We start from the raw sequence: 23,329 nt of genomic DNA, 5'->3' as shown, positions 1-23,329 counted from the left end.
AATAGCTGTCAAGAAAATGCGCGCCTGCATATAGTAAATCAACGTTATTGTGAGGCAGGTGATGGCATGATGAACGATTATCAAAAAAGACTGCCGTCGATTGGCCATGGTTATGCGTCCATGCCGCATTCCTTCAAACATGGTTATGGAAATCCATTCCGACAGCAGAGGCTGATGGCAATGCAGCAGCAAAGGCTGTATGTATTCCCTTATCATTGGCATTAGAAAGAGGGCAGAAAACATTATGTTTTCTGCTTTTTTTTCGGAAAAAAATGAAAAAGTTTAGTTCTATTGAAACATTTTTCAATACATTGCCGTCTAGTTGGTACCTTCCTTCACTTTTAGAAATGAAGATGATGTTTATTTTTTTAAGATAATAAATAAACATAGGAAACCAAAAGCAGGTGTTTAAAATGCTAGAAAATAGACTCTATAAACGATCGGATTTTTGGAAATTATTTTCTCGGAAATATAAGCTAACCAAAACAATTGAGCATATGATGATTGACTCTATAGATATACAAGAAAATGACAGAATTTTAGAAATTGGAATTGGAAACGGCACTGTCTTTAAAAGCATAACCAAGAAACTAAAAAAGGGTAGCCTAAAAAGCATTGATCCTTCAAAACGAAAGGTAAGACAGATATCACGTGCGAATCGAAAGAACATGGGGAACGGGGAGGTTTTTCATGGCTATCCAGAGGACATTCCCTTTGATGACCGTACCTTTAATAAAGTCTTTTCTTTACATACGGTTCAAAGCTGCACCGATATTAGGCTTGCATTAAGAGAAATTTACAGGGTGCTTCAAATTGACGGCCGGTTTTATATCAGTATTGACACAAAGACCGGTGAAAAAGAGAAAACGTATATTCAACTGCTGAAAGACCAGCATTTCAGGGATCTTTCTGTTATCCGGCGTGATTCCTGTCTATGTATTGTGGCTGTTAAATAAAAAATTTCTCGGGAAATATATACAAGATCCTCGCTTTAGGATTGGGTATATTTTCTTAATTTTTTATTTTTTGCATATACTTTATATTAAAAAAAGTTTTTTTCATATAAACTTATAACAGAAGAAAGAACAAAGAGGTGATTTCAGACAGGGCAGACATTCTTTGTGAACAAAAGGAATGAATATTCATTCCGCAACGAATCGGAGGTTGTAACATTATATGCTATCCGCATCCAGCAGTAAATACGACATGATTATGAAAGCGTCGGTCTCACTTTTTACGGAAAGGGGTTTTGACGCTACCACTATTCCTATGATAGCTGATCGTGCTCATGTAGGGACAGGAACGATCTATCGTTATTTTGACAGCAAAGAAACACTCGTAAACGTGCTGTTTCAAGAAAGCATCCAGCGATTTACGGAAAAACTGAAGCAAGACGTTTCAGAATTGCCTGTCAGAGAAGGCTTTCACCACGTATTTTGCTGTCTCGTTCAGTTTACGAAAGAGAGCGACTATGCGCTTTTTTTTCTTGAAACCAAAAAAGATGCTCATTACTTAAATCACACAAGCAAAAAAATGATAGAAAATCTGACTCAAATGCTTGATGACTATTTTAATAAGGGAAAAGCGGAAGGCGTGATTCGCAGCCTGCCCTCTAATGTGTTAATTGCGATTGTATTAGGGGCGTTTCTCAAGATATATCAGCTCGTTCAAACAGGTGATATAGAGATGGACACTGATTTAATTACTGAATTGGAACAATGCTGCTGGGACGCCATTAAGCTTCATTCATCACAAAAATAAGGAAAGGGAGATGTTAATGAAACAGGCAAGCGCAATACCTCAGCCCAAAACATACGGACCTTTAAAAAATCTTCCGCATCTGGAAAAAGAACAGCTTTCTCAATCCTTATGGCGGATAGCTGATGAATTGGGGCCGATTTTCCGTTTTGATTTTCCGGGAGTATCCAGTGTTTTTGTATCGGGCCACAATCTTGTGGCTGAAGTGTGTGATGAAAGCCGCTTTGACAAGAACCTTGGCAAAGGCTTGCAAAAGGTGCGCGAATTCGGGGGAGATGGCTTATTTACAAGCTGGACGCATGAACCGAACTGGCAAAAAGCCCACCGCATTTTGCTGCCGAGTTTTAGTCAAAAAGCGATGAAAGGCTACCATTCTATGATGCTGGATATCGCAACCCAGCTGATTCAAAAATGGAGCCGGTTAAACCCTAATGAAGAAATTGATGTAGCAGACGATATGACACGTCTGACGCTTGATACGATTGGGTTGTGCGGGTTTAACTATCGATTCAACAGCTTTTACCGTGATTCACAGCATCCGTTTATCACCAGTATGCTCCGTGCCTTAAAAGAGGCGATGAATCAATCGAAAAGACTGGGCCTGCAAGATAAAATGATGGTGAAAACGAAGCTGCAGTTCCAAAAGGATATAGAAGTCATGAACTCCCTGGTTGATAGAATGATAGCGGAGCGAAAGGCGAATCCGGATGAAAACATTAAGGATCTCTTGTCTCTCATGCTTTATGCCAAAGATCCAGTAACGGGTGAAACGCTGGATGACGAAAACATTCGATACCAAATCATCACATTTTTAATTGCTGGACATGAGACAACAAGCGGGTTGCTATCCTTTGCGATTTATTGTCTGCTTACACATCCGGAAAAACTGAAAAAAGCTCAGGAGGAAGCGGATCGCGTGTTAACGGATGACACGCCTGAATATAAACAAATCCAGCAGCTCAAATACATTCGGATGGTTTTAAATGAAACCCTCAGACTGTATCCAACAGCTCCGGCTTTTTCTCTATATGCGAAGGAGGATACTGTTCTAGGCGGGGAATATCCGATCAGTAAAGGGCAGCCAGTCACTGTTTTAATTCCAAAACTGCACCGGGATCAAAACGCTTGGGGACCGGATGCGGAAGATTTCCGTCCAGAACGGTTTGAGGATCCTTCAAGTATCCCTCACCATGCGTATAAGCCGTTTGGAAACGGACAGCGCGCTTGTATTGGCATGCAGTTTGCTCTTCAAGAAGCGACAATGGTTCTCGGTCTTGTATTAAAGCATTTTGAATTGATAAACCATACTGGCTACGAACTAAAAATCAAAGAAGCATTAACGATCAAGCCGGATGATTTTAAAATTACTGTGAAACCGCGGAAAACAGCGGCAATCAATGTACAGAGAAAAGAACAGACAGACATCAAAACAGAAACAAAGCCAAAAGAAACCAAACCTAAACACGGCACACCTTTACTCGTTCTTTACGGTTCAAACCTTGGGACAGCTGAGGGAATAGCCGGTGAACTGGCTGCTCAAGGCCGCCAGATGGGCTTTACAACTGAAACGGCTCCGCTTGATGATTATATTGGCAAGCTCCCTGAAGAAGGGGCAGTCGTCATTGTAACGGCTTCTTATAATGGGGCGCCGCCTGATAATGCTGCCGGCTTTGTAGAGTGGCTGAAAGAGCTTGAGGAAGGCCAATTGAAAGGTGTTTCCTATGCGGTATTCGGCTGCGGAAACCGGAGCTGGGCCAGCACGTATCAGCGGATTCCCCGCCTGATTGATGACATGATGAAAGCAAAGGGGGCATCGCGTTTAACAGCGATTGGGGAAGGTGACGCCGCCGATGATTTTGAAAGCCATCGCGAGTCTTGGGAAAACCGCTTCTGGGAGAAAACGATGGACGCATTTGATATTAACGAATTAGCCCAGAAAGAAGACAGGCCTTCATTATCGATTACTTTTCTCAGTGAAGCGACGGAAACGCCGGTTGCTAAAGCATATGGCGCCTTTGAAGGGAGTGTGTTAGAGAATCGAGAACTCCAGACAGCTGACAGTACGCGTTCAACCCGCCATATCGAATTGAAAATTCCGGCTGGTAAAACATATAAAGAAGGCGATCATATCGGAATCCTGCCGAAGAACAGCAGGGAGCTTGTTCAGCGGGTTCTCAGCCGATTCGGTTTGCAGTCCAATCATGTGATAAAAGTAAGCGGAAGCGCTCATATGTCTCATCTGCCGATGGATCGGCCGATCAAAGTAGTGGATTTATTGTCGTCCTATGTAGAGCTGCAGGAACCGGCATCAAGGCTTCAGCTTCGGGAGCTGGCCTCTTATACAGTCTGTCCGCCGCATCAAAAAGAGCTGGAACAGCTCGTTTCAGATGATGGCATTTACAAAGAGCAGGTACTTGCAAAACGTCTTACCATGCTTGATTTTTTAGAGGATTATCCTGCCTGCGAAATGCCGTTTGAACGGTTTTTAGCACTTTTGCCATCACTAAAACCGAGATACTATTCCATTTCAAGCTCACCGAAAGTTCATGCAAATATCGTGAGCATGACGGTAGGAGTTGTGAAAGCCTCAGCATGGAGCGGCCGAGGTGAATACCGGGGTGTCGCCTCTAATTATTTAGCAGAATTGAATACAGGTGATGCAGCAGCTTGCTTCATTCGTACGCCGCAGTCCGGATTCCAGATGCCGGATGAGCCTGAAACGCCTATGATTATGGTCGGGCCGGGCACAGGAATTGCGCCATTCAGGGGCTTTATTCAGGCAAGATCGGTTTTGAAGAAGGAAGGAAGCACCCTTGGTGAAGCACTTTTATACTTCGGCTGCCGCCGCCCGGACCATGACGACCTTTACAGAGAAGAGCTGGATCAAGCGGAACAGGACGGTTTGGTTACAATCCGCCGATGCTACTCGCGCGTCGAAAACGAACCAAAAGGATATGTCCAGCACTTGCTCAAGCAAGATACGCAGAAATTGATGACACTCATTGAAAAAGGGGCTCATATTTACGTATGCGGTGATGGATCGCAAATGGCTCCTGATGTAGAGAAAACTTTGCGATTGGCGTATGAAGCTGAAAAAGGAGCAAGTCAGGAAGAATCAGCTGAATGGCTGCAAAAGCTGCAAGATCAAAAACGTTATGTGAAAGACGTTTGGACAGGAATGTAAAATATAAAATCCCGCCAATCAGATTGGCGGGATTGCTTTGCATGTGAGAAAACCGGCACGATAATGAAATCTACTGAAAAGGATGTTATAGGGAGTATCGCGCCGGCCTTATTATTAATATCGACAGTTCAGGACGAAAGTTTAGTATTATTCCTTTCTAGCTATCTATGGAATTTAAGCCATTGAATTTGTTAAAATCAAAAAGAATTTTCTGAAAAACCAGAAAAATGTTTGTATAATTGTGGTAACTATGGTATAATAATCAAAGAAACTGAAGGTATCAAGTTAAGGGTATTTATATACAACTGATGTTGATATGCTAGGGCTAAAACTTAAAAAGGGCAATTGAAAAATCGAATTGCGAATTGAAATTTTCAGAGTTTTTATATTGTGTGTATTAAGTATACTTGACTTATCTTGATAACTGTTTTTTAGGAATCCTTTGTAATTTATCAAGAATTCTCATGTCCGCATATATTTATGGGAGGAAATTATGAACTTGTATAAATCTTTACGGGATAAGAAGTTTAAAGTATCAGTTATTGGTTTAGGATATGTTGGATTACCACTTGCAATTTCATTAGGAAAATATTTTAAAGTAATAGGTTTTGATATTTCTGAGGATAAAATAAAAAATTATTTGAAAGGTAAAAAATATACTTATGAAGTAGAAAGGGAAAAAATAAAAGATTCAGATATCTTGTTTACGTATAATGAAAAAGAGCTTTTGGATTCTAGATTTCATATTATTGCTGTACCTACTCCTATTAATTTAAATAAAACCCCTGATTTATCTCCACTTAAAGAGGCAAGTTCTATTGTAGGTAGAAACTTAAAAAAAGATTCGATTGTAGTCTATGAATCTACCGTTTATCCTGGCGTTACAGAAGAAATATGTGCACCAATATTAGAGAAAGAGTCAGGTCTTAAATGTGGGATTGATTTTAAAATTGGATATTCACCAGAAAGAATAAACCCAGGGGACGATCACCACAATTTGGAAAATGTCACAAAAGTAGTATCTGGAATGGACAGGGAGTCACTTAATATTATATCACAAGTTTATAAAACAATTGTAAAGGCAGGAGTTTATAGAGCAAAAAGTATTAAAGTGGCGGAATCAGCTAAAGTAATTGAGAATTCTCAAAGAGATATAAATATTGCCTTTATGAATGAGCTTTCAATTATTTTCAATAAAATGGGGATAGATACAAAGTCTGTTTTAGAAGCTGCAAAAACCAAATGGAATTTTATGGACTTTTCACCCGGCTTAGTTGGCGGACATTGTATAGGAATAGATCCGTATTACCTTACATATAAGGCTGAAGAGATAGGATATCATTCACAAATAATTCTTGCTGGACGTAAAATAAATGACAGTATGGGAAAGTATGTTGCGGAAAATACTATAAAGATGTTATTAAAAGCCGGGAAGAATATTAAGGGAGCAAGAATTGCAGTATTTGGTGTGACATTTAAGGAGAACTGTCCGGATATAAGAAATAGCTTAGTTGTGAATACAATTAGAGAGCTTCAAGAGTATGAAACCAACATAAAGGTAGTAGATCCTATTGCAAATGCAGATGATTTATGGGATGAATACAGAATTAAACTTAATGATATTAATGATATAAAAAATATGGACTGTATAATTTTCGCTGTCCCTCATAATATATTTAAATCTATTGATTTAACTGATATTTCAAATATGTATAGAATCAATGTATACAATAATGTTGCTTTCGAAGCTGCAATTATGGAAGCTGCAACTTCCTCTGAAGTGCAAAATCAAAATTATAAAATAAATATAAAAAAAAATACTTTAATTGATTTAAAAGGCATTTTTAATCGAGAAGAAGTAGAGAATAAAAACTTTCTCTATTGGAGGCTTTAAGTTGAATAATAATAATAATAATAATAATAGATATGATTTCCCTGAAAATTCCAAATTTCTTGTTACTGGTGGAGCGGGTTTTATTGGGTCTAATCTTGTTGAAAAAATACTGGAAATGGGGTTTTATGTAAGGGTTCTTGACAACTTTTCTACTGGTAATAAAGAAAATATTGAAGTTTTTTATAGCAACTCTAATTTTGACCTCCAAAAAGGTGATATTCGTAATTTAGAAGAATGTCAAAAGGCATGTGAGGGAATTGATTATGTACTACATCAAGCAGCACTCGGCTCTGTGCCTAGATCTATAGACAAACCAATTGAAACAAATGATGTAAATGTGAACGGAACTTTAAATATGCTTGTAGCCTCTAAAAAAGCTAAAGTAAAAAGATTTGTATATGCTTCTTCTTCTTCAGTATACGGTGACGATTTAAATCTACCAAAAATTGAGGATAGAATAGGTAATCCATTGTCTCCTTATGCAATAACAAAGCTTACCAAAGAACTTTATTCGAAAAATTTTAATGAGATTTATGATTTTCCAACTATTGGTTTGCGTTATTTTAATGTCTTTGGAAAGAGGCAAAACCCTAATTCAATTTATGCTGCGGTTATACCAAAATTCATCAAGACGCTTCTCTATAATAAACCGCCAATAATTAATGGTGACGGCTTACAGACTAGAGACTTTACTTTTATTGATAACGTAGTCCAAGCTAATTTAAAAGCTTGTCTTGCTAAAGAAGAGTCTTTTGGCAAGGTTTTCAATATTGCATTCGGCCAACAGAAAACCATAATTCAGCTATATTCAGATATCTCTCGAATTCTTAGAAAAGAAATAGTTCCTAAGTTTGGTCCGGATAGGGTTGGAGACGTTAGACATTCAAATGCAGATATAAATAAAGCTATGAATTTATTGAATTATAAACCTGACTATGACGTTGCAACTGGTTTGCGGTTAACTATTGATTGGTATAAGAATAATCTATAAAAATATTAATATGTAAATGTTTTTGGTTAACAAAACTTCTCTATTTGTTGATGGTTGCCTTATGAGACTAAATGTGAAAAGGAATGGTCTTATGATTATAGAAGTCAAAGATTTGTCTAAACATTTTAATTATTATAAAAAAGAGCTTGGAGTAAAATCTTCACTTCAAAATTTATTTCGAAGAAAGAAATTAGTCAAAAAAGCTGTGAAGAATGTGTCCTTTTGTATTTCAGAAGGTGAGATCGTTGGATTTTTAGGTCCTAATGGTGCCGGAAAAACTACGACATTAAAAATGTTAGCTGGAATACTTTATCCATCTGAAGGAACCGCTACAGTAAGCGGCTATATACCATGGGAAAGAAAAGAACAGTTTAAGAAAAACTTCTCCATAATTATGGGGCAAAAGAGTCAGCTTTGGTGGGATTTACCTGCAATAGAATCACTAAATCTTAATAAATATATATATGAAATAAATGATAAACAGTTCAATTTAATTGTTAGAGAACTGGCTGAATTATTAAAAGTTAAAGATTTATTAAACGTTCAAGTAAGAAGATTATCTCTAGGACAGAGAATGAAAATGGAATTGATTGCTGCACTAATACATCAACCTAAAATAATTTTTCTTGATGAACCAACAATAGGTTTAGATGTAATTACTCAAAGAAATCTTAGAGCATTCATTAAAGATTATAACCAAAAATTCAAAACAACAATAATACTAACGAGTCATTATATGGAAGATATAGAGGAATTGTGCGATAGAGTTATAGTAATTAATAATGGGGAGCTAGTTTATGATGGTGATTTATATAAAATAAATGAGATATTTAACAATAAAAAACTAATAAATCTAAATTTCACAGAAAACTTTAATAAAAATGAGTTATCTTCACTTGGGAATATTAGGATATATGATGATTATAATGTACAGTTGGAAGTTGAAAATAAAATTGTTAATCAAGATTTATTATCCATTCTAAGTCAATTTCCAATAAAAGATTTCACCATAGAAAATATTCCAATTGAAGAGAGCATTGAATTATTGTATAGGAAAGAAGGTGTGATTAAAATTGAGAAAGAGGCTAAAATATAAGAAAACTTTTATATTAGGAATTCAAAATTCAATGGAGTATAGAACTAATTTCCTTCTTAATATATTTGGAGGATTTTTCACTTTAGTAATCCAATTATACTTGTGGTCTTCTATTTTTGAAAATACTAGTAGCAAAACAGTTTTTGGTTATACTTATAGTGAGTTAATTATATATACCGTAATGGCTGCTTTGGTTACGAATTTAGTATCTACAGGGTTTGAGAGGGATATTGCACTAGATATAAAGGATGGGGGTTTAAGTAAATTTCTTATTCAGCCAATAAATTATTTTAAGTTTAGAAGTAGTTGTTTTTTAGGACAAAAATGCAGCGAATTATTAGTTACAATAATACTTTCAGTATTCTTATTATGTACTATTAACTCGGTTATGGATTTAGATTTAAATATAATCAATATATTTTTTTCGATTATACCTATATTATTATCTATATTGCTTAATTTTCTTTTTTTCTATTGTATAAGTTCATTAGCATTTTGGTTTGAAGAAGTATCAATGCTTTTTTGGGGAGTCAATCTTTTAACGTTAATTATAAGTGGTTCAATATTCCCCTTAGATATTTTTGGTGAAAGATTAAACTATGCTCTTAATTTTTTACCTTTTAAATATACAGTATATTTTCCGATAAACATAATAACAGGAAGATTAAGCCCTTCCATGATTCTTAATGGAGTTCTAATTCAATTAGTATGGATAGTTATCCACTTTTTTCTCCTTAAAGCTTTGTGGAAAATTGGTATGAACAAATATTTGGCGGTGGGTGGCTAATGAGTAAATTAATAAATGTAGTTAATAAGCATTTAATTGTATATATTCAATTTTTAAAACTTAGTTTAATAACTCAAATGGAATATAGATGGAATTTTTTCATTGGGTTTATTGTAGAAAGTGGGTTTATATTTACAAAAATTATGTATCTTATTGTTATTTATAATCTAGACATTACTATTAACGGTTACTCACCAGATGAAATTTTACTTTATGTAGGAACTTTTTCTATAATAACAGCATTCTATACTGGATTTATAATGATTAATTTTTACGAAATACCTAATAACATAAAAAAGGGTGACTTAGATCTTCTTATAATAAAACCAGTCTCCCTCCAGTTTATGTTAACACTTAGGAAAATTGACTTTTCTATGATCCTATCAAACTTTTTAGGTGGAACGGCAATGGTTATTATGGCTATTTTAAAATTAAATATAGATTTAACATTTAGTTATTTTCTTGGTTATATATTACTAATTTTTTTAGGAGTAATTGTTGCGTATACATTATTTTTGATTCCGCAGCTTTTGTCTTTTTGGATTATTGAAACAAAGGCGATATTTAATATATCAGATAAGGCATGGGATTTTAATACAATGCCGATGGTAATTTATACAAAAATAATTCAAAGAATAGGGATTTTTCTTATACCTATTTTTACAATCTCAAATTTTCCTTCAATGTTCTTAGTTGGCAAGATTTCTAATACGCTTTTAATATGGGCTTATATTGTCCCGATCATTCTTTTTGTTTTAGTCCGTATATTTTGGAATTATGCAATAAAGAATTATAGCAGCGCTAGCAGTTAATTTAAGGGGGGTAATAAAATGGAACTGTCAATCTATGATTTGTTAAGGAGGACTTCATTTAAGTATCCAGACACAGTAGCAGTCAAATTCGAAAGTCAGAGAATTACTTATAAAGAGTTTCTATTCCGTGTGGATTCAATAGCGTTATATTTAGAAAAAGAGGGAATTCATTCAGGTAGAATAGTAAGTATAATAATGAAAAGGTCTCCTGAGCTACTTGCTACATTATTTGCATTACTGAAGCTAGGTGCAACTTATGTCCCCATAGAACCAACATTACCCGAAAAAAGGATTATTTATTTAATAAAAGATAGCGGATCAGAATGTGTTGTTTCTGATCAAGATTGCAATTACATTAAGAACAAGAAAATTATAAATATGTCTAAAGCAAAAGAAATAACAACATATACTGAAGATATTCCACAAAAAAGTTCACCTAATTATATGAAAAATACAGCCTATATTATTTATACATCTGGTTCGACAGGGGATCCAAAAGGTGTTCTGATAACACAGGAGTCGTTAATGAATTTAATTAGAAATGGAACAGAAGAAGTTGGAATAAATTTTGGGAAAACAATAGCCTGCATATCAAATATTTCTTTCGATATGTCAGTACCTGAAACTATTTTACCTTTATGTAAGGGTTTGACAGTGGTGCTTGCGAATGAAAAAGAGCAAATAAACCCTGTTTTAATGAAAAAATTAATTATAAATAACAATGTTGATATACTCCTTATTCCTCCTACAAGATTAGAATACCTCCTTAGTTACAATAACGATTATGTTTTTTTAAAAAGACTAACTACTGTGCTATTAGGTGCTGAAAATATATCCTATAATCTACTTGAATTAATTAAAACTAATAGTAGTGCTAAGATTTATAATCTGTATGGACCAACAGAAATAACTGCATTTGCAACTTATTGCAATTTAACTAAAGCAAATGATATTCATATAGGAAAGCCTATTAAAAATATGAATGTATTCATTTTAAATGAAAAACAACAAAAACTGGGAGTTAACGAAAAAGGAGAAATTTATATATCAGGGATAGGTGTAGGTAAAGGTTATGTTAATAAGCCTGAGCTTACCAAAAAAAACTTCGTCTCAATTCCGTCAATTAGTGAGAATAGAATTTATAAAACTGGTGATCTCGGTGTAATTTTGCCAAGTGGTTATATTAAATATTTAGGTAGAAAGGATAATCAAGTTAAGTTTCAAGGATACAGAATAGAATTGGAAGAAATCGAAAAAGTAATCATTAAATACCCTGGAATAAAACAATGTGTAACAGAAATTAATAGAGATAAGAATAACGAGCAATGGATCTGTTCATTTTTTACAAGTAATAACACAATAAATGAACAGAAACTTAGATCTTTTTTACTTGATAAACTACCAATTTATATGGTTCCTAGTCATTTCATTTGTCTTGAATCATTTCCTATGAACGTTAACGGGAAAATAAATCGGAAAAAAATTAAAGAACTTGTTATTCAAAAAGGAAAAACTTCAGAACACAAAAGTGATTATAAAGAAACTATAATGTATATTATAAATGATATTTTACAGACAGATTTTAAGAATAAAACTTTGAAAATTAGTGAAATTGGTATGGATTCGGTACGATTTATCAAAATGGTTTCAGAAATTGAAAGACGTTTTGAAATCGAGTTTGACGATGATTTTTTAATTTATGATAAATTTAAAACGATAGAAGATATTATAAATTTTGTATATATAAGATTAAATAGGATACAAAATAAAAAGTTTGAGTAAGGAGAAAAAAACAATGAGTAAAAGAATTGGTCTTATAGGAATTGGAAATATGGGCTACGGTATAGCTTTAAATTTAATAAAAGCAGGGTACTTTTTACACATAATTAAACACAGAAATAGTCAAAAAGTTCAAAAGTTACAGGAGATGGGGGCAAGGCTAGAGTATTCAATAATTGATATTGCTCTTAAATGTGAAACAATTCTATTATGCTTGCCTAACTCTCGGGTTGTAGAAGAAGTTTTATTAGGGGAAGATGGAGTTATTAATCATTTAAGGAATAATGCTGTAATTATTGATTGTTCAACATCCCGCCCAGAATCAACAAAAATCTTAGGGGATTATTTAAAGGATAAACAAGTAACCCTTCTTGATGCCCCACTAACAAAAGGCCCTGAAGAAGCAATAAAGGGTAAACTAAATGTTATGGTTGGTGGAGACTATACTATTTTTGAAAAAAATAAAGACATTTTGCGCTGTTTTTCGGAGAATATTTTTTATATAGGCAAATTAGGGGAAGCACACAAATTAAAACTATTTAACAATTTCATTTCTATGGGGTTTACAGGAATAGTTATTACTTCTTTGGCATTAGCTAAATTAAATAACATTGATGTTAATAAACTTGATGAGATAATGTCCAAAGGTTCTAATTATATATCTACTTTACCTTCAATGATTAATTGGATTAATAATAAGGAAGAAAGTATATTACAATTTTCAATCAACAATGCTTATAAAGATTTAAAATATTTTAAAGAAATAATTAATGAAGAAGAACAGAGTAAACTATTTATTGTTGATGAATTTATTTTATTTTTTCAACAAGCTATAGAGCGAGGATTGGGAAATGAAATGTTACCTAGATTGTATGATTTTTACTCAAAGCATAAAAAATTTTAACTTAAGCTAGTAGGAGGAATATAATTTAATGGAAAATTACTCATTTAAAAAATTTGTATTATCCAACCAAAAAATAAGTCTCTCTGATTTTATTAAAATAGTAAAAGAGCCAGATTTGAAAGTTGAAATTGATGATGAAGTGAAAAATAAAATTTTAGCGTCTAGAAATTTATTGGATGAATATGTTGAAAATGGTCGTATAATCTATGGTGTAACAACAAGTATGGGAGGATTTGTAGATTATCTAGTCCCTGTCGAATTTTCCGAAAAGTTACAAAATAATTTAATATCCTCTGTTGCCTCAAATGTAGGCGAATATATGAGTGATGAAGATGTTCGGGCGACAATGTTAGCGAGATTAATTTCTCTATCTAAAGGGGCTTCTGCAATATCTTTAGAGAATTTCAAAATATTTTTGAATATGTTAAACAAAAATGTAATACCATGTATACCAAAAAAAGGATCTTTAGGTGCAAGCGGAGACTTAGGGCCTCTAGCGTTTATAGCATTGGTTGGAGTGGGAAAATGGAAGGCAAAGTTTGAAGGCGAAGTTTTAACAGGAGAAGAAGCACTTATTAAAGCTAAAATTAAAAAAATGAAATTGGGCTACAAAGAAGGTCTAGCTCTTATAAATGGAACCTCGGCTATGGCAGGTACGGGTGCTATGGTAAGTGATGGGGTAAAACAACTTTTAGGCTTTTACGAATACATTTCTGCGTTGACTTTTGAAGGGCTTGCTACAAAGCTTAAACCTTTTGATCCAATAGTTCATAAAAGAAAACTCCATAAAGGACAGAATTATTTTTCAACTAAAATTTATAATATTTTAAAATCAAGTAAATTTGTTATAGATGAAGCAGAAACAGAGGCTAATATTCAAGAAAAGAAAAAAAATGTTGTAGAGCATTTAGACAATCAAATTGAAGATGCGTATTCATTAAGATGTTCTCCTCAGATACTAGGTCCATTATATGAAACTGTTGAATTTGCATCGACTATTATAGAAAATGAAATCAATTCAAGTAGTGATAATCCTTTGATTTTACCAGAGGAAAACGATGTTTTTCATAATGGACATTTCCATGGGCAATATATCTCTATGGCTATGGACTACTTATCAATTTGCTTAACGACATTATCTAATTTGTCTGATAGACGAATTGATAGATTTATGGATAAGTCAAATAGTAATGGTCTACCTGCTTTCCTAACAAAAGAAAATCCAGGATTAAGATTAGGTTTAATGGGTGGTCAATTTATGAGTACTTCCCTGACTGCTGAAAATAGATCATTATGCACACCATTATCAATACAAACATTAACATCAACTGGAGATTTTCAAGATATAGTCTCTTTTGGATTAATAGCTTCACGGAGATGTAAAGAAATTTTAGAGAATACTTTATATATCGTTAGTTTTGAACTTTTATGTGCTTGTCAAGCTATTGATATAAGAGAAGAAAGCAACCTATCAAATGCAACCAAAGTTCTTTATGATAATGTAAGAAAGATTGTACCTTATCTATCATACGATACTTCGATCACCCCTTTTATTGAAGAATTGAAATACTTAGTACAAAAAACAACATTATTAAAGGAATTGGATAATATAACAAGTATCGATATCAATAAATAATAGTCATAGATAATGAGGTGTTATAAATTGAGAAAAAGAAGAATTTTATTCTGTGGTAATGGAAATAGTGCCGAGATTTTAAAAGATCTTAACAAAGACTACGAAATTTATATGATAGCAGAGTTTAAGCATGATATTGGCATGCAGTATATTACTAAATTCGTTAGAGCAGATCCTATTGATCCTAAGAGCGCCTTAGAAGCAGCTTGTTACCTATATGAAAAAGGATATGAATTTGAAGCTGTTTTTAGTTTATGTATTGATACAGCAATATCTGTATCAATCATTGCGGAACATTTTAATTTATTCGGTATTCCTTATGAAGTTGCAGTTAATTCAACTATAAAATCAAATAGAAGTAAAATTTTTGAAGAGAATAATATTCCATCACCTAAATATAGAATCGTAAATAGTTATGCTGAATTATTGGAAAGGGCAATAGATGTAGAGTTTCCCTTAGTACTAAAACCTATAAATCTATACGGATCGATAGGCGTAGTACTTGTGGAAAGTAAACAAGATCTTTATGAAGCCTATAAATACTGTACGAATGCTACTAATGAAAAAAGTGTTATAGTAAATGAATATTTAAAAGGAACAGAATACAGCAGTGAAGGTTTAATGATAGATGGAAAGTTTCATTTAACTGGTCTTTCCGAACGAGTTTTTCATTATGAAAAGTACAAGCCCCACTTTGTGGAAGTTGGAGACATTATTCCTACACTTTTAGCGGATCAAGAAAAAAGGATGTGTTCTAAAGTTACTGAAGAAGCTGCCCTTGCTTTAGGAATTAAAAATGGGATTGTAAAAGGAGATCTTATATTACATAACAAACAAATAAAAGTTCTTGAAATTACGCCTAGGCTTGGTGGTCCTCGCTTCGGTACAGAGATGATTCCTTTAAGTAATGGTACGAATATCCTCCGAGCTGCTATTCAACAAGCACTTCATGAAGAAATTGATTACAATTATTTGAATCCAAAATATGAAAAGGGTATGGTAAATAGAACAATTTTTGCACAACCAGGTATTATAACTAATATAGAGGGTTTAGAAGAAATTAAAAATTTACCAGGTTATTATGACTTTAAGTGGTGGAAGTTTCCCCCATACTCTGTAGGAGATATTGTGAAAAAACCTCGCAATATGGCGGAAGGCATTGGTTATATTATTGTAACAGGGAAGGATAGAAAAGAAGCAAGCAAGAATGCAAATTTAATAGAACAGACAATCAGAATAATAACAACAAAGAATGAGGTGTTAAAATGAAAATGAAATTTAAAGAGTGGTTTTATCAAAATGAAGATAGGATAATAAGTAATTTGTTTTCTTATTTAAGTATAGATACTTCTTCACCACATGAACATAGAGCATTAAATTTTATAAGAGACTATCTAAACGAAGTTGGCTTTATAATTGAAAAACAACATTTACATAAAGATTTAGAACTTCACTCAGCTTTTGTGAAAACCAACCAATCAGTTATTAATTCAGAACGTTTTAATATTAAAGCGTTTAAATACAGTAAAAATAATAGTTTAAAGAGTGTGCTATTTAATATTCATATAGATGTTGTCCCAGCAACAGTAGACTTTCCTCATGCTTTTTCTCCATACATTAAAAATAGTTACATATATGGACGCGGTGCTTGTGATACAAAAAGTAATTTAATTATGCTAATAGAAGCTATTAGGTTTTTGCAAGAAAACAATATTAAAATAAATAAAGAAATAGCTATTGATTTAGTGATTGAAGAAGAGGTCAGTAGTAATGGAACTATATCTTCTATTCTGCATGGTGTCGAGGCAGATTCTATAATTGTGATGGAACCTACAAATCTTTTAGTGTATAGGGGACATCGTGGTTGTATAACAGCGAATATTACCGTAAAAGGTAAGGCAGTACATATGGGAAGTAAAGAAGCAGGTGTCAATGCTATAGAAAGTGCTTACAATATAGTAAATCGACTTAAGTGCTTAGAACTAGAGTTACTAGAAGAAGCAAAAAACAATCAAGCATTTTCCATATGGGATATGCCAGTACAAATAAATATAGGAAAAATAAATGGAGGAGAGTGGGCAGGATCCGTCCCAGAATATTGCGAGCTTATTTGTAATATTGGTTTTCTTCCGAACTACTCTATTGAAGATATAAAAGAAAAAATAACAAAAGTATGCAGAGATACAAATGATGACTGGACTAATAATAATGTTTGTATAAAATTTGAAGGATTAAAGAATAGTGCTTACCTGATCGAGAAAAATGACCCGAACGTAGTAAGCTTAATGAATTCACTAAATAGAAATGGAATAAAACAACAAGAAAGCTATGGATGGTGTGTAAGTTGTGACGCACATCTTTATCAAAGATTTACTGGTATACCCACTTTAATTTTTGGTGCCGGTGATCTCTCTGATGCACATTCAGCTCACGAAAAAATAGATATAGCTGAATTACAAAAAGGGATCCTAATCCTTGCTGATTATCTATCTAAGGAAGAATAAAAAGAAAACATCTATTCAAGGGGACTTAATATTATGCTATCAATTGCTTTAATTGGTATGGGAAGTGCGGGCAGCAGGTTCTTAAGAGCGATATTATATAGAGAAAAAATTAAAGGCGATGTAAAACTAGTTGCAATTTGTGATAGAAATAGAGAGAGACTTCAAAATTTTTATAATACAAATATAAAAACTTATCAAAAAGTTAATGACCTGCTCATAAATGGGGCGTACGATATTATAGTTATAGCAACAAATGAGAATAGCCATTTTAATATACTTAAAGATATAAAGAAATACTCTACAAAATATAAAAGAATTTTAGTTGAAAAATTGTTGGTTGAGAAATTTAATCAAGTCAGAGATATACTTTCTATATATGATGAAAATGAAATTGCTGTGCATTTTGTAGAGAGACATAGTTTAATTTTAAAGTATTTGTTGAATTGGATGCAAACAAACAACCTTACTGTAAAAAGGGCAAGTTTTTTTTGGGGAAAGTTCAGGTTATACGATCATAGACCTACAATAGGAGTTACATCTGAGATATCACACCCAATTGATTTAATATTAATGATTAGTAATATTAAACCTGGTACACCTTTTGAAATACTCGGAGGTACTTATGTTTATAGTGATTTTTCAATATCAGGAAAGCAAGTGTTAGATACTATCAATGTTAATTTAAAAATTGGAAATGAGATTCTTGTTAATGGATCAAGTTCATTTTTATGGGAAAAACGCAGGCGAAATGTACAATTTTATCTAGCAAATAGTGAAGGAATAGTGACATATATGGTTGTACTGATCTTTGATAAACCACATTGGGATATGGACATATGTCGAGTTTATAAAGTTAATTTGCCTTATGGAAGAAAAAGATTAATTAATACTTGGAAAGTAAATTCTAATAAAATGATTTCAGAACTTTTTTGTGTTCATAAGACCAGTATATTTATAGACGAAAATGTAAATGAAATTAAAGGGTTAAGAGAAAGTTTTACCCTCGCTAAGTTGTCAAGTTCTGCTTATGTTCAGGAAATTGTTAGTTCTTTACATTCACATTCAGAATTAAATCTAATAGATACCCCCATTTTTGGAGAAAAAACTTTTAATCTTAATCACTATAAAAAAGTTGATGAGGCAGTTAAAGATTACTTAACTGGAAAGATAAGAGGAAATGATTTTGCAAAAATAGACGAAAACTTTTAAACAAATTAAATAAGTATATTTTCTAAGAAAGGTGATTTTATGGGGAAATACGAAATGATAAATTTAGAAGAATTATTTAATAATAAAGGGATTTCCAGAATGAATAATCCACAAGATGCTAATTTTACTGGATTTGGATCAAGTTATATTTCTGAAAATCTCCCATCTTCTAGAAGTGTTTTAGAATTATATGGTGTGCCCTTTTTGTTTCCAAATAAAGATCCTTTAGTTGTTGACAATTTGGAGTTTATGAATCAAGAAATTCAAATTAAAGAAGCATATTATAGCAATATACATGTTCTTGGTGCCGCTGATAATGGCTCTTTTATTGAACCTATTAAACTTGTGGGAAATGATATTAAAGAAGTAAAAATTGGATTAACAGATTGGATTGAGTCTTCGCCTAAATTTAATAATAAAAAAGGTATTATTTGTGAAGGTATTAACTCAAATAAGAGTGGTTATACTAGGACAGTAAAAACTAATATATGGTATTCTGTTGTTGGAATTCCAAGTAATAGTCTCTTTAAAAGCATATTACTAGTTGATAATCCCAGTATGCATATTTTTTCTTTAACACTTGAGAAGGATGGATGGTTATAATGATATTGGATATTAAACCATATAATAGAGCTGGATATGATTGTATGAATTTAAGTGTAACTAACATATTGTTTTATAAGAATTATCCCCATTCTAATTCAGTCTGGAAACAATCAGGGTTAATTTATTATATTGATGAAAAGTATGGAATTGGTAATTTAGAAGGTTCATATTTAACCCGTGTCCAAGAGCTAGAGTGGATACACAATATTAAAGTAAAGACTATTAAACATAAATATAAAAATGATTTTTTAAGCGGAATAATCAATCTTCTAAGAGAAAATGAACCTGTACTTGTCCCAGTTGATACATACTATACGAGAGGAAATATGTATTATCAAACACGTCACACTCCTCATATAATCACAATTATCGGTTATGAAGAAAGTCTTTTTACATATGTTGATGATGCTTATGGTTCAATAGCAGAACTAAAACCTAAAGAGCTGATAGAGGCAAACTCTATGAATCTTAAATACATGTATATTAAATTACCTGAAGAAAATTATTTAACTAAGGAAATACTATTAGAACCTATTAAACATAATAATAATAATCTGAGGGGAATAATATCTACCTCTAATATTCCTGATGTACCGGGTGTTATTAAAGAATTTGGGTTGTCGGGTTTGGAAAAATTTTTAGATTTTTATTACGAACATAATATTGATGACACCTTCAATCAGTCTGAAGAAAAAATTATGGAAATATATAGGGGGTTATCAGCGGTTTCAAATTCTAGATATAAATATGCTGATTATCTATTTGATATTTCTGTTTATTATCCTGAAATAAAAAATATAGCAGAGGCTTATTTATTTATAGGACAAGATTGGAAAGTGTCGGCGAATATGGTTCTAAAATCAACTATGAATAATAGGTTAAATTTAATTCAGAGAATGCTTGACAAAGTCGAATTAATAATGGAAAAAGAGAAAGAAACACTTAGAATGTCAGAAGAAATTCATAGCATTATTTGTAATAAATAAACAAAATATTAAAAAAAAGGTAGTAAAATGAAATGAGTTATGGTATAGTGACAATATCGGGGTTTGGAATATTCTGAATCTTGATAAAATGTAACGAGGGAGGGATTTTACAATGAAAGAACGTGTCGAAGAGCGTACTACTTAAAAAATAGCACCATAATTAAAAGAAAAGAGCTGTTTTCAGAATTCTGAAAACAGCTCTTTTTTATGAATTGATTCATCCTGTATTCGTGTTCTTTATCACTTTACATCTAACTATGATCTGGTACACCTAAATCCCAACATTCCCTGTAAAAGCTCGCCGTTCCTTATACTATAAGTGTTCTAGTATAAATAAATTTATATTTAAGCAGAAAAACTTTACTACTCGATCAGTAAGCAATACAATTTTTGCTTTCCGATTGGTCAAATAAGAATGAATGATGTGTCTCTTTATTAAAGCATTTTTTGATGCATCAATGGTGTATTTTGCCCCTAGGAAAAATCTTAAAAGGGACAGCAGCCGTGATGGCTGTGAAATTTCATTGGGTGTTGGGTTTATTTTGAACATTGATTTTGCCTGTTCATTGCGACAAACAGAACAGCACAATTAAAAAGTGCAATTTAATGACCTTTTACAAGTGAAGCTATTTTCAACCTTACCGTATCAACCTGCTATTTCTGATTTTTCATTTTTGCTGAAAAAAACATAAAGGTCGACACTCTTTACTTCTTTTTTTCGTCTCTTTTAAGAGCTATTGTGAGATAAATAGCTCGAGCAGTAAAAGTTGTTACCCCCACAAATTTGAGGCCGTGCGAATTTCCGACTGGTAATTAAATTTGTATTATTTTTCATTTGTCCAAAAGGCTGAAAAACAATAAAAGCCATTTTACTTAGTGAAGAATCTGTCATTTTGCTGACTTGATGTGCCTGTATTGACACTTAAGGTGTTTTCGATAAATAATTGGCCATAGAAAAGGAAAAAACTTCCAACGAGAAACATAGCACCGATGATAAAATCGTTTACGGTATAAAGAACCTTATATCGTTTTTTGAAAAAAAGCTCATATCGTTTCAGCTCTTTTTGGATGTCATGTTCTTCATTTCCTTTCATTATCATCCCTCCATTCAATTTTGGCTTACCCTTACGTAAACGGCATGTAAACATAAGGGCTGCCTTGCTGAAAGGAGACATAATCAACGATCAGAAACTAAAGTAAAAAAGTGATTCGTATAGGATCTCTTTTTTACGATTTCATCGCCTGAACAATAAGAGCGGTCAAAGCTTTTGCCCCTTTAGGAACCAAGTGAACACCATCAGGGGTAAAATATTCCGGATGCTGAAGGGCTTCTGTATGCCAGTCAACTAATTTAACATTTTGATGTGCGTTTGCCTGGTGCTGTAAAGATTCATTAACCTTGCTTTCCCATTGGCGGGGAACCCGTGTATTGACAAGATAGATATGGGCTTTTGAGAAAGATTGAAGCAGTTGTTCGATTTGGCTGTTTGTAAAGTAGCCATTGGTTCCAAGCTCAATGATGACAGCCTTGTTCGGCTGATTAAAAGACTTGTACTCCCTTGCGAGTTCCAAAGCTTGAGACATTTGTCTTCCTACCTTTCCATCAATCGTCACATTTGAAAATGACTGACGCAGGTGTGAAGAAATATCAAGCATGACGGAATCTCCTATAGCTAACACCTCTTTCGCAGTGTCTGCTGGTTTTTTCTGCTGTTGGGATTGCGTGTCTTTCTTTTTATGAGTCTCTTGCCCACTATCTTTGTTTTCCTTTTGACGTTGATCCGATTCCGTTGTCTTTTGTTCAGGATAGTGTTTTTTATCTGCTGCAGCGTTCTTTTTATCCCCAGAAGCCTGGCTGGTGTCAGCATTTGTTTCTTGTGAGCTATAGGTCCATTTGGTAGGGTGCTTTTGCTCGCCGGCTAGCCCTGACAGCCCGCCTGCAAAAATAAGTATAGCGAAAATGATGAAACCAATTGACATTTTGCTGATGACAGATGTCGTTTTCCATTCCTTGATTCTATGTATAAAAACACGGCGGAAAAATGACCTAAATCCCTGTGTCCGTATCGGCTTCTCAATAAAATGGTAGGAAAGCTCGGCAAGTATACATGTCACAATGACCTTTAGCACGATATGCCAAAAAACAGGGTTTCCGATTTCTTGAACTGGCGTGCTTAACACAATAACAGGGTAGTGCCAAAGATAAATTCCGTAAGACCTCGTTCCAAGCCACCGAAGCGGCCTCCATGAAAGCAGATTGCCTAAAAAGCTGCTCGGATGGCAAACACATGCAATAAGGATTGCGGCAGTCACGCTAATGAATAGCATTCCGCCTCTGTAAAGAAAAGGCTCGTATTCATCTGTGAAATAGACACACAACACTAAAATACAAAATGCCGAAAATTCAGTGGCGTGCAAAGTGTGCTTCAGTTTGCTAGGCAGCCTGTTGGAAGACAGCCTTTTCATCGGCCATACCAAAGCCAAGGCACATCCGATGAGAAGTCCAAACGAACGAGTGTCTGTGCCATAGTAAACGCGGCTCGGATCTCCGCCAGGTTCATACAGTACGCTCATCATCACGGCTGAACAAAGCGCAAGCAATGATATCATCGCAGCCAATCTGGCGCGGCTTTTCATTATGTACATTCCAACAACTAAAAACATCGGCCATATGATATAAAATTGTTCTTCAATCGCCAGCGACCAAAGGTTTTTTAGAGGTGATGGGGAACCGAAACTATCAAAATATGATAGCTTGTGAAAAATAAACCACCAATTGCTCATATAAAAGAGAGAAGAGATCGCATCTCCACGTACAGTGTGCAATAGTTCTCGATCAAACAATACGACCCACACAACAGTGGAAAAGATCATAAGGTAAGCCGCCGGCAGAAGCCGCCGAATGCGGCGCACCCAAAAATCCCGAAAATCAAGATTGATATCATTTCCATATGCCGGTAATAGAATAGATGTAATCAAATATCCGGATAAAACAAAAAAGATATCAACTCCGATAAAACCACCGTTAGCCCAATTGAAATTTAGGTGATAAGCGATAACTGAAAGGACGGCAAAAGCGCGAAGGCCATCAAGTCCAGGGATGTATCGATGATGCTGTGTCTTGTGATACATGGGTATTCCTCCAATAGTATGCAAATATTCTCGTTGTTTTTGATAGCGGGG

The 23,329-nt window shown here is 33.7% G+C and carries 18 protein-coding genes and 1 pseudogene; 17 read left to right on the top strand and 2 right to left on the bottom strand.

The window, feature by feature from the left end:
* Positions 1-66 precede the first annotated feature (66 nt).
* The 17 genes from MKX38_RS13325 (at position 67) to MKX38_RS13245 (ending at position 20,146) form a co-directional block, all read left to right on the top strand.
* A complete protein-coding gene (locus MKX38_RS13325) occupies positions 67-225 on the top strand; it encodes a hypothetical protein (protein WP_003229817.1) in 159 nt (52 codons plus the stop codon).
* Positions 226-413: 188 nt separating this feature from the next.
* Positions 414-956 carry a class I SAM-dependent methyltransferase gene (locus MKX38_RS13320; RefSeq protein WP_339187376.1) on the top strand — a complete coding sequence of 181 codons (543 nt, stop codon included), beginning with the start codon at positions 414-416 and terminating at the stop codon, positions 954-956.
* Between the two features lie 220 nt (positions 957-1,176).
* Positions 1,177-1,761, top strand: a complete 585-nt coding sequence (gene fatR / locus MKX38_RS13315) for a transcriptional regulator FatR (protein ID WP_339187373.1) — start codon at positions 1,177-1,179, stop codon at positions 1,759-1,761.
* Positions 1,762-1,777: 16 nt separating this feature from the next.
* Entirely contained in the window at positions 1,778-4,942 is a 3,165-nt protein-coding gene (gene cypB, locus MKX38_RS13310) for a bifunctional cytochrome P450/NADPH--P450 reductase CypB (RefSeq protein ID WP_339187371.1), read from the top strand.
* Positions 4,943-5,435: 493 nt separating this feature from the next.
* Complete coding sequence (locus tag MKX38_RS13305; protein ID WP_339187368.1) at positions 5,436-6,836, top strand: nucleotide sugar dehydrogenase; 1,401 nt, start codon at positions 5,436-5,438, stop codon at positions 6,834-6,836.
* 1 nt (position 6,837) lies between these two features.
* Positions 6,838-7,827 carry an SDR family oxidoreductase gene (locus MKX38_RS13300; RefSeq protein WP_339187366.1) on the top strand — a complete coding sequence of 330 codons (990 nt, stop codon included), beginning with the start codon at positions 6,838-6,840 and terminating at the stop codon, positions 7,825-7,827.
* A gap of 91 nt (positions 7,828-7,918) precedes the next feature.
* Entirely contained in the window at positions 7,919-8,923 is a 1,005-nt protein-coding gene (locus MKX38_RS13295; RefSeq protein ID WP_339187363.1) for an ATP-binding cassette domain-containing protein, read from the top strand.
* 31 nt (positions 8,924-8,954) lie between these two features.
* Positions 8,955-9,710: an ABC-2 family transporter protein gene (locus MKX38_RS13290; protein WP_128753637.1), complete on the top strand. Its 756-nt coding sequence runs from the start codon at positions 8,955-8,957 to the stop codon at positions 9,708-9,710.
* A complete protein-coding gene (locus tag MKX38_RS13285; RefSeq protein ID WP_015714413.1) occupies positions 9,710-10,522 on the top strand; it encodes an ABC-2 family transporter protein in 813 nt (270 codons plus the stop codon). The genes MKX38_RS13290 and MKX38_RS13285 overlap by 1 nt, the downstream gene beginning before the upstream one ends.
* Positions 10,523-10,540: 18 nt before the next feature.
* Positions 10,541-12,304 (top strand): amino acid adenylation domain-containing protein, encoded by a 1,764-nt coding sequence (locus tag MKX38_RS13280; protein WP_339187358.1) that lies wholly within the window; start codon positions 10,541-10,543, stop codon positions 12,302-12,304.
* A gap of 13 nt (positions 12,305-12,317) precedes the next feature.
* Positions 12,318-13,205 (top strand): NAD(P)-dependent oxidoreductase, encoded by an 888-nt coding sequence (locus MKX38_RS13275; protein WP_015714411.1) that lies wholly within the window; start codon positions 12,318-12,320, stop codon positions 13,203-13,205.
* Positions 13,206-13,233: 28 nt separating this feature from the next.
* Entirely contained in the window at positions 13,234-14,841 is a 1,608-nt protein-coding gene (locus tag MKX38_RS13270; RefSeq protein ID WP_339187356.1) for a phenylalanine aminomutase (D-beta-phenylalanine forming), read from the top strand.
* 27 nt (positions 14,842-14,868) lie between these two features.
* Positions 14,869-16,110: an ATP-grasp domain-containing protein gene (locus tag MKX38_RS13265; protein ID WP_015714409.1), complete on the top strand. Its 1,242-nt coding sequence runs from the start codon at positions 14,869-14,871 to the stop codon at positions 16,108-16,110.
* Positions 16,107-17,345 carry an ArgE/DapE family deacylase gene (locus tag MKX38_RS13260; RefSeq protein WP_015714408.1) on the top strand — a complete coding sequence of 413 codons (1,239 nt, stop codon included), beginning with the start codon at positions 16,107-16,109 and terminating at the stop codon, positions 17,343-17,345. Before MKX38_RS13265 ends, MKX38_RS13260 begins: the two co-directional genes overlap by 4 nt.
* A gap of 33 nt (positions 17,346-17,378) precedes the next feature.
* Positions 17,379-18,554, top strand: a complete 1,176-nt coding sequence (locus tag MKX38_RS13255) for a Gfo/Idh/MocA family oxidoreductase (protein ID WP_339187352.1) — start codon at positions 17,379-17,381, stop codon at positions 18,552-18,554.
* A 54-nt stretch (positions 18,555-18,608) separates the two neighbouring features.
* Positions 18,609-19,157, top strand: coding sequence for a hypothetical protein (locus MKX38_RS13250; protein ID WP_128484055.1), 549 nt, complete (start codon positions 18,609-18,611; stop codon positions 19,155-19,157).
* Positions 19,157-20,146, top strand: coding sequence for a hypothetical protein (locus tag MKX38_RS13245; RefSeq protein ID WP_015714405.1), 990 nt, complete (start codon positions 19,157-19,159; stop codon positions 20,144-20,146). Before MKX38_RS13250 ends, MKX38_RS13245 begins: the two co-directional genes overlap by 1 nt.
* Before the next feature lie 941 nt (positions 20,147-21,087).
* Here MKX38_RS13245 and MKX38_RS13240 read toward each other — a convergent pair.
* Together MKX38_RS13240 and oatA are read right to left on the bottom strand one after the other, a co-directional pair.
* Positions 21,088-21,240 (bottom strand): annotated as a pseudogene (locus tag MKX38_RS13240) (YrhK family protein); the annotation flags it as partial.
* A gap of 133 nt (positions 21,241-21,373) precedes the next feature.
* Positions 21,374-23,278: a peptidoglycan O-acetyltransferase OatA gene (gene oatA, locus MKX38_RS13235; protein WP_339187349.1), complete on the bottom strand. Its 1,905-nt coding sequence runs from the start codon at positions 23,276-23,278 to the stop codon at positions 21,374-21,376.
* Positions 23,279-23,329 lie beyond the last annotated feature (51 nt).

This window comes from Bacillus sp. FSL M8-0025 (assembly GCF_037975475.1).
Lineage (GTDB): Bacteria > Bacillota > Bacilli > Bacillales > Bacillaceae > Bacillus > Bacillus subtilis.
The sequence above is the reverse complement of the archived record's forward strand: the minus strand, read 5'-3'. Positions and strand labels throughout refer to the sequence as shown.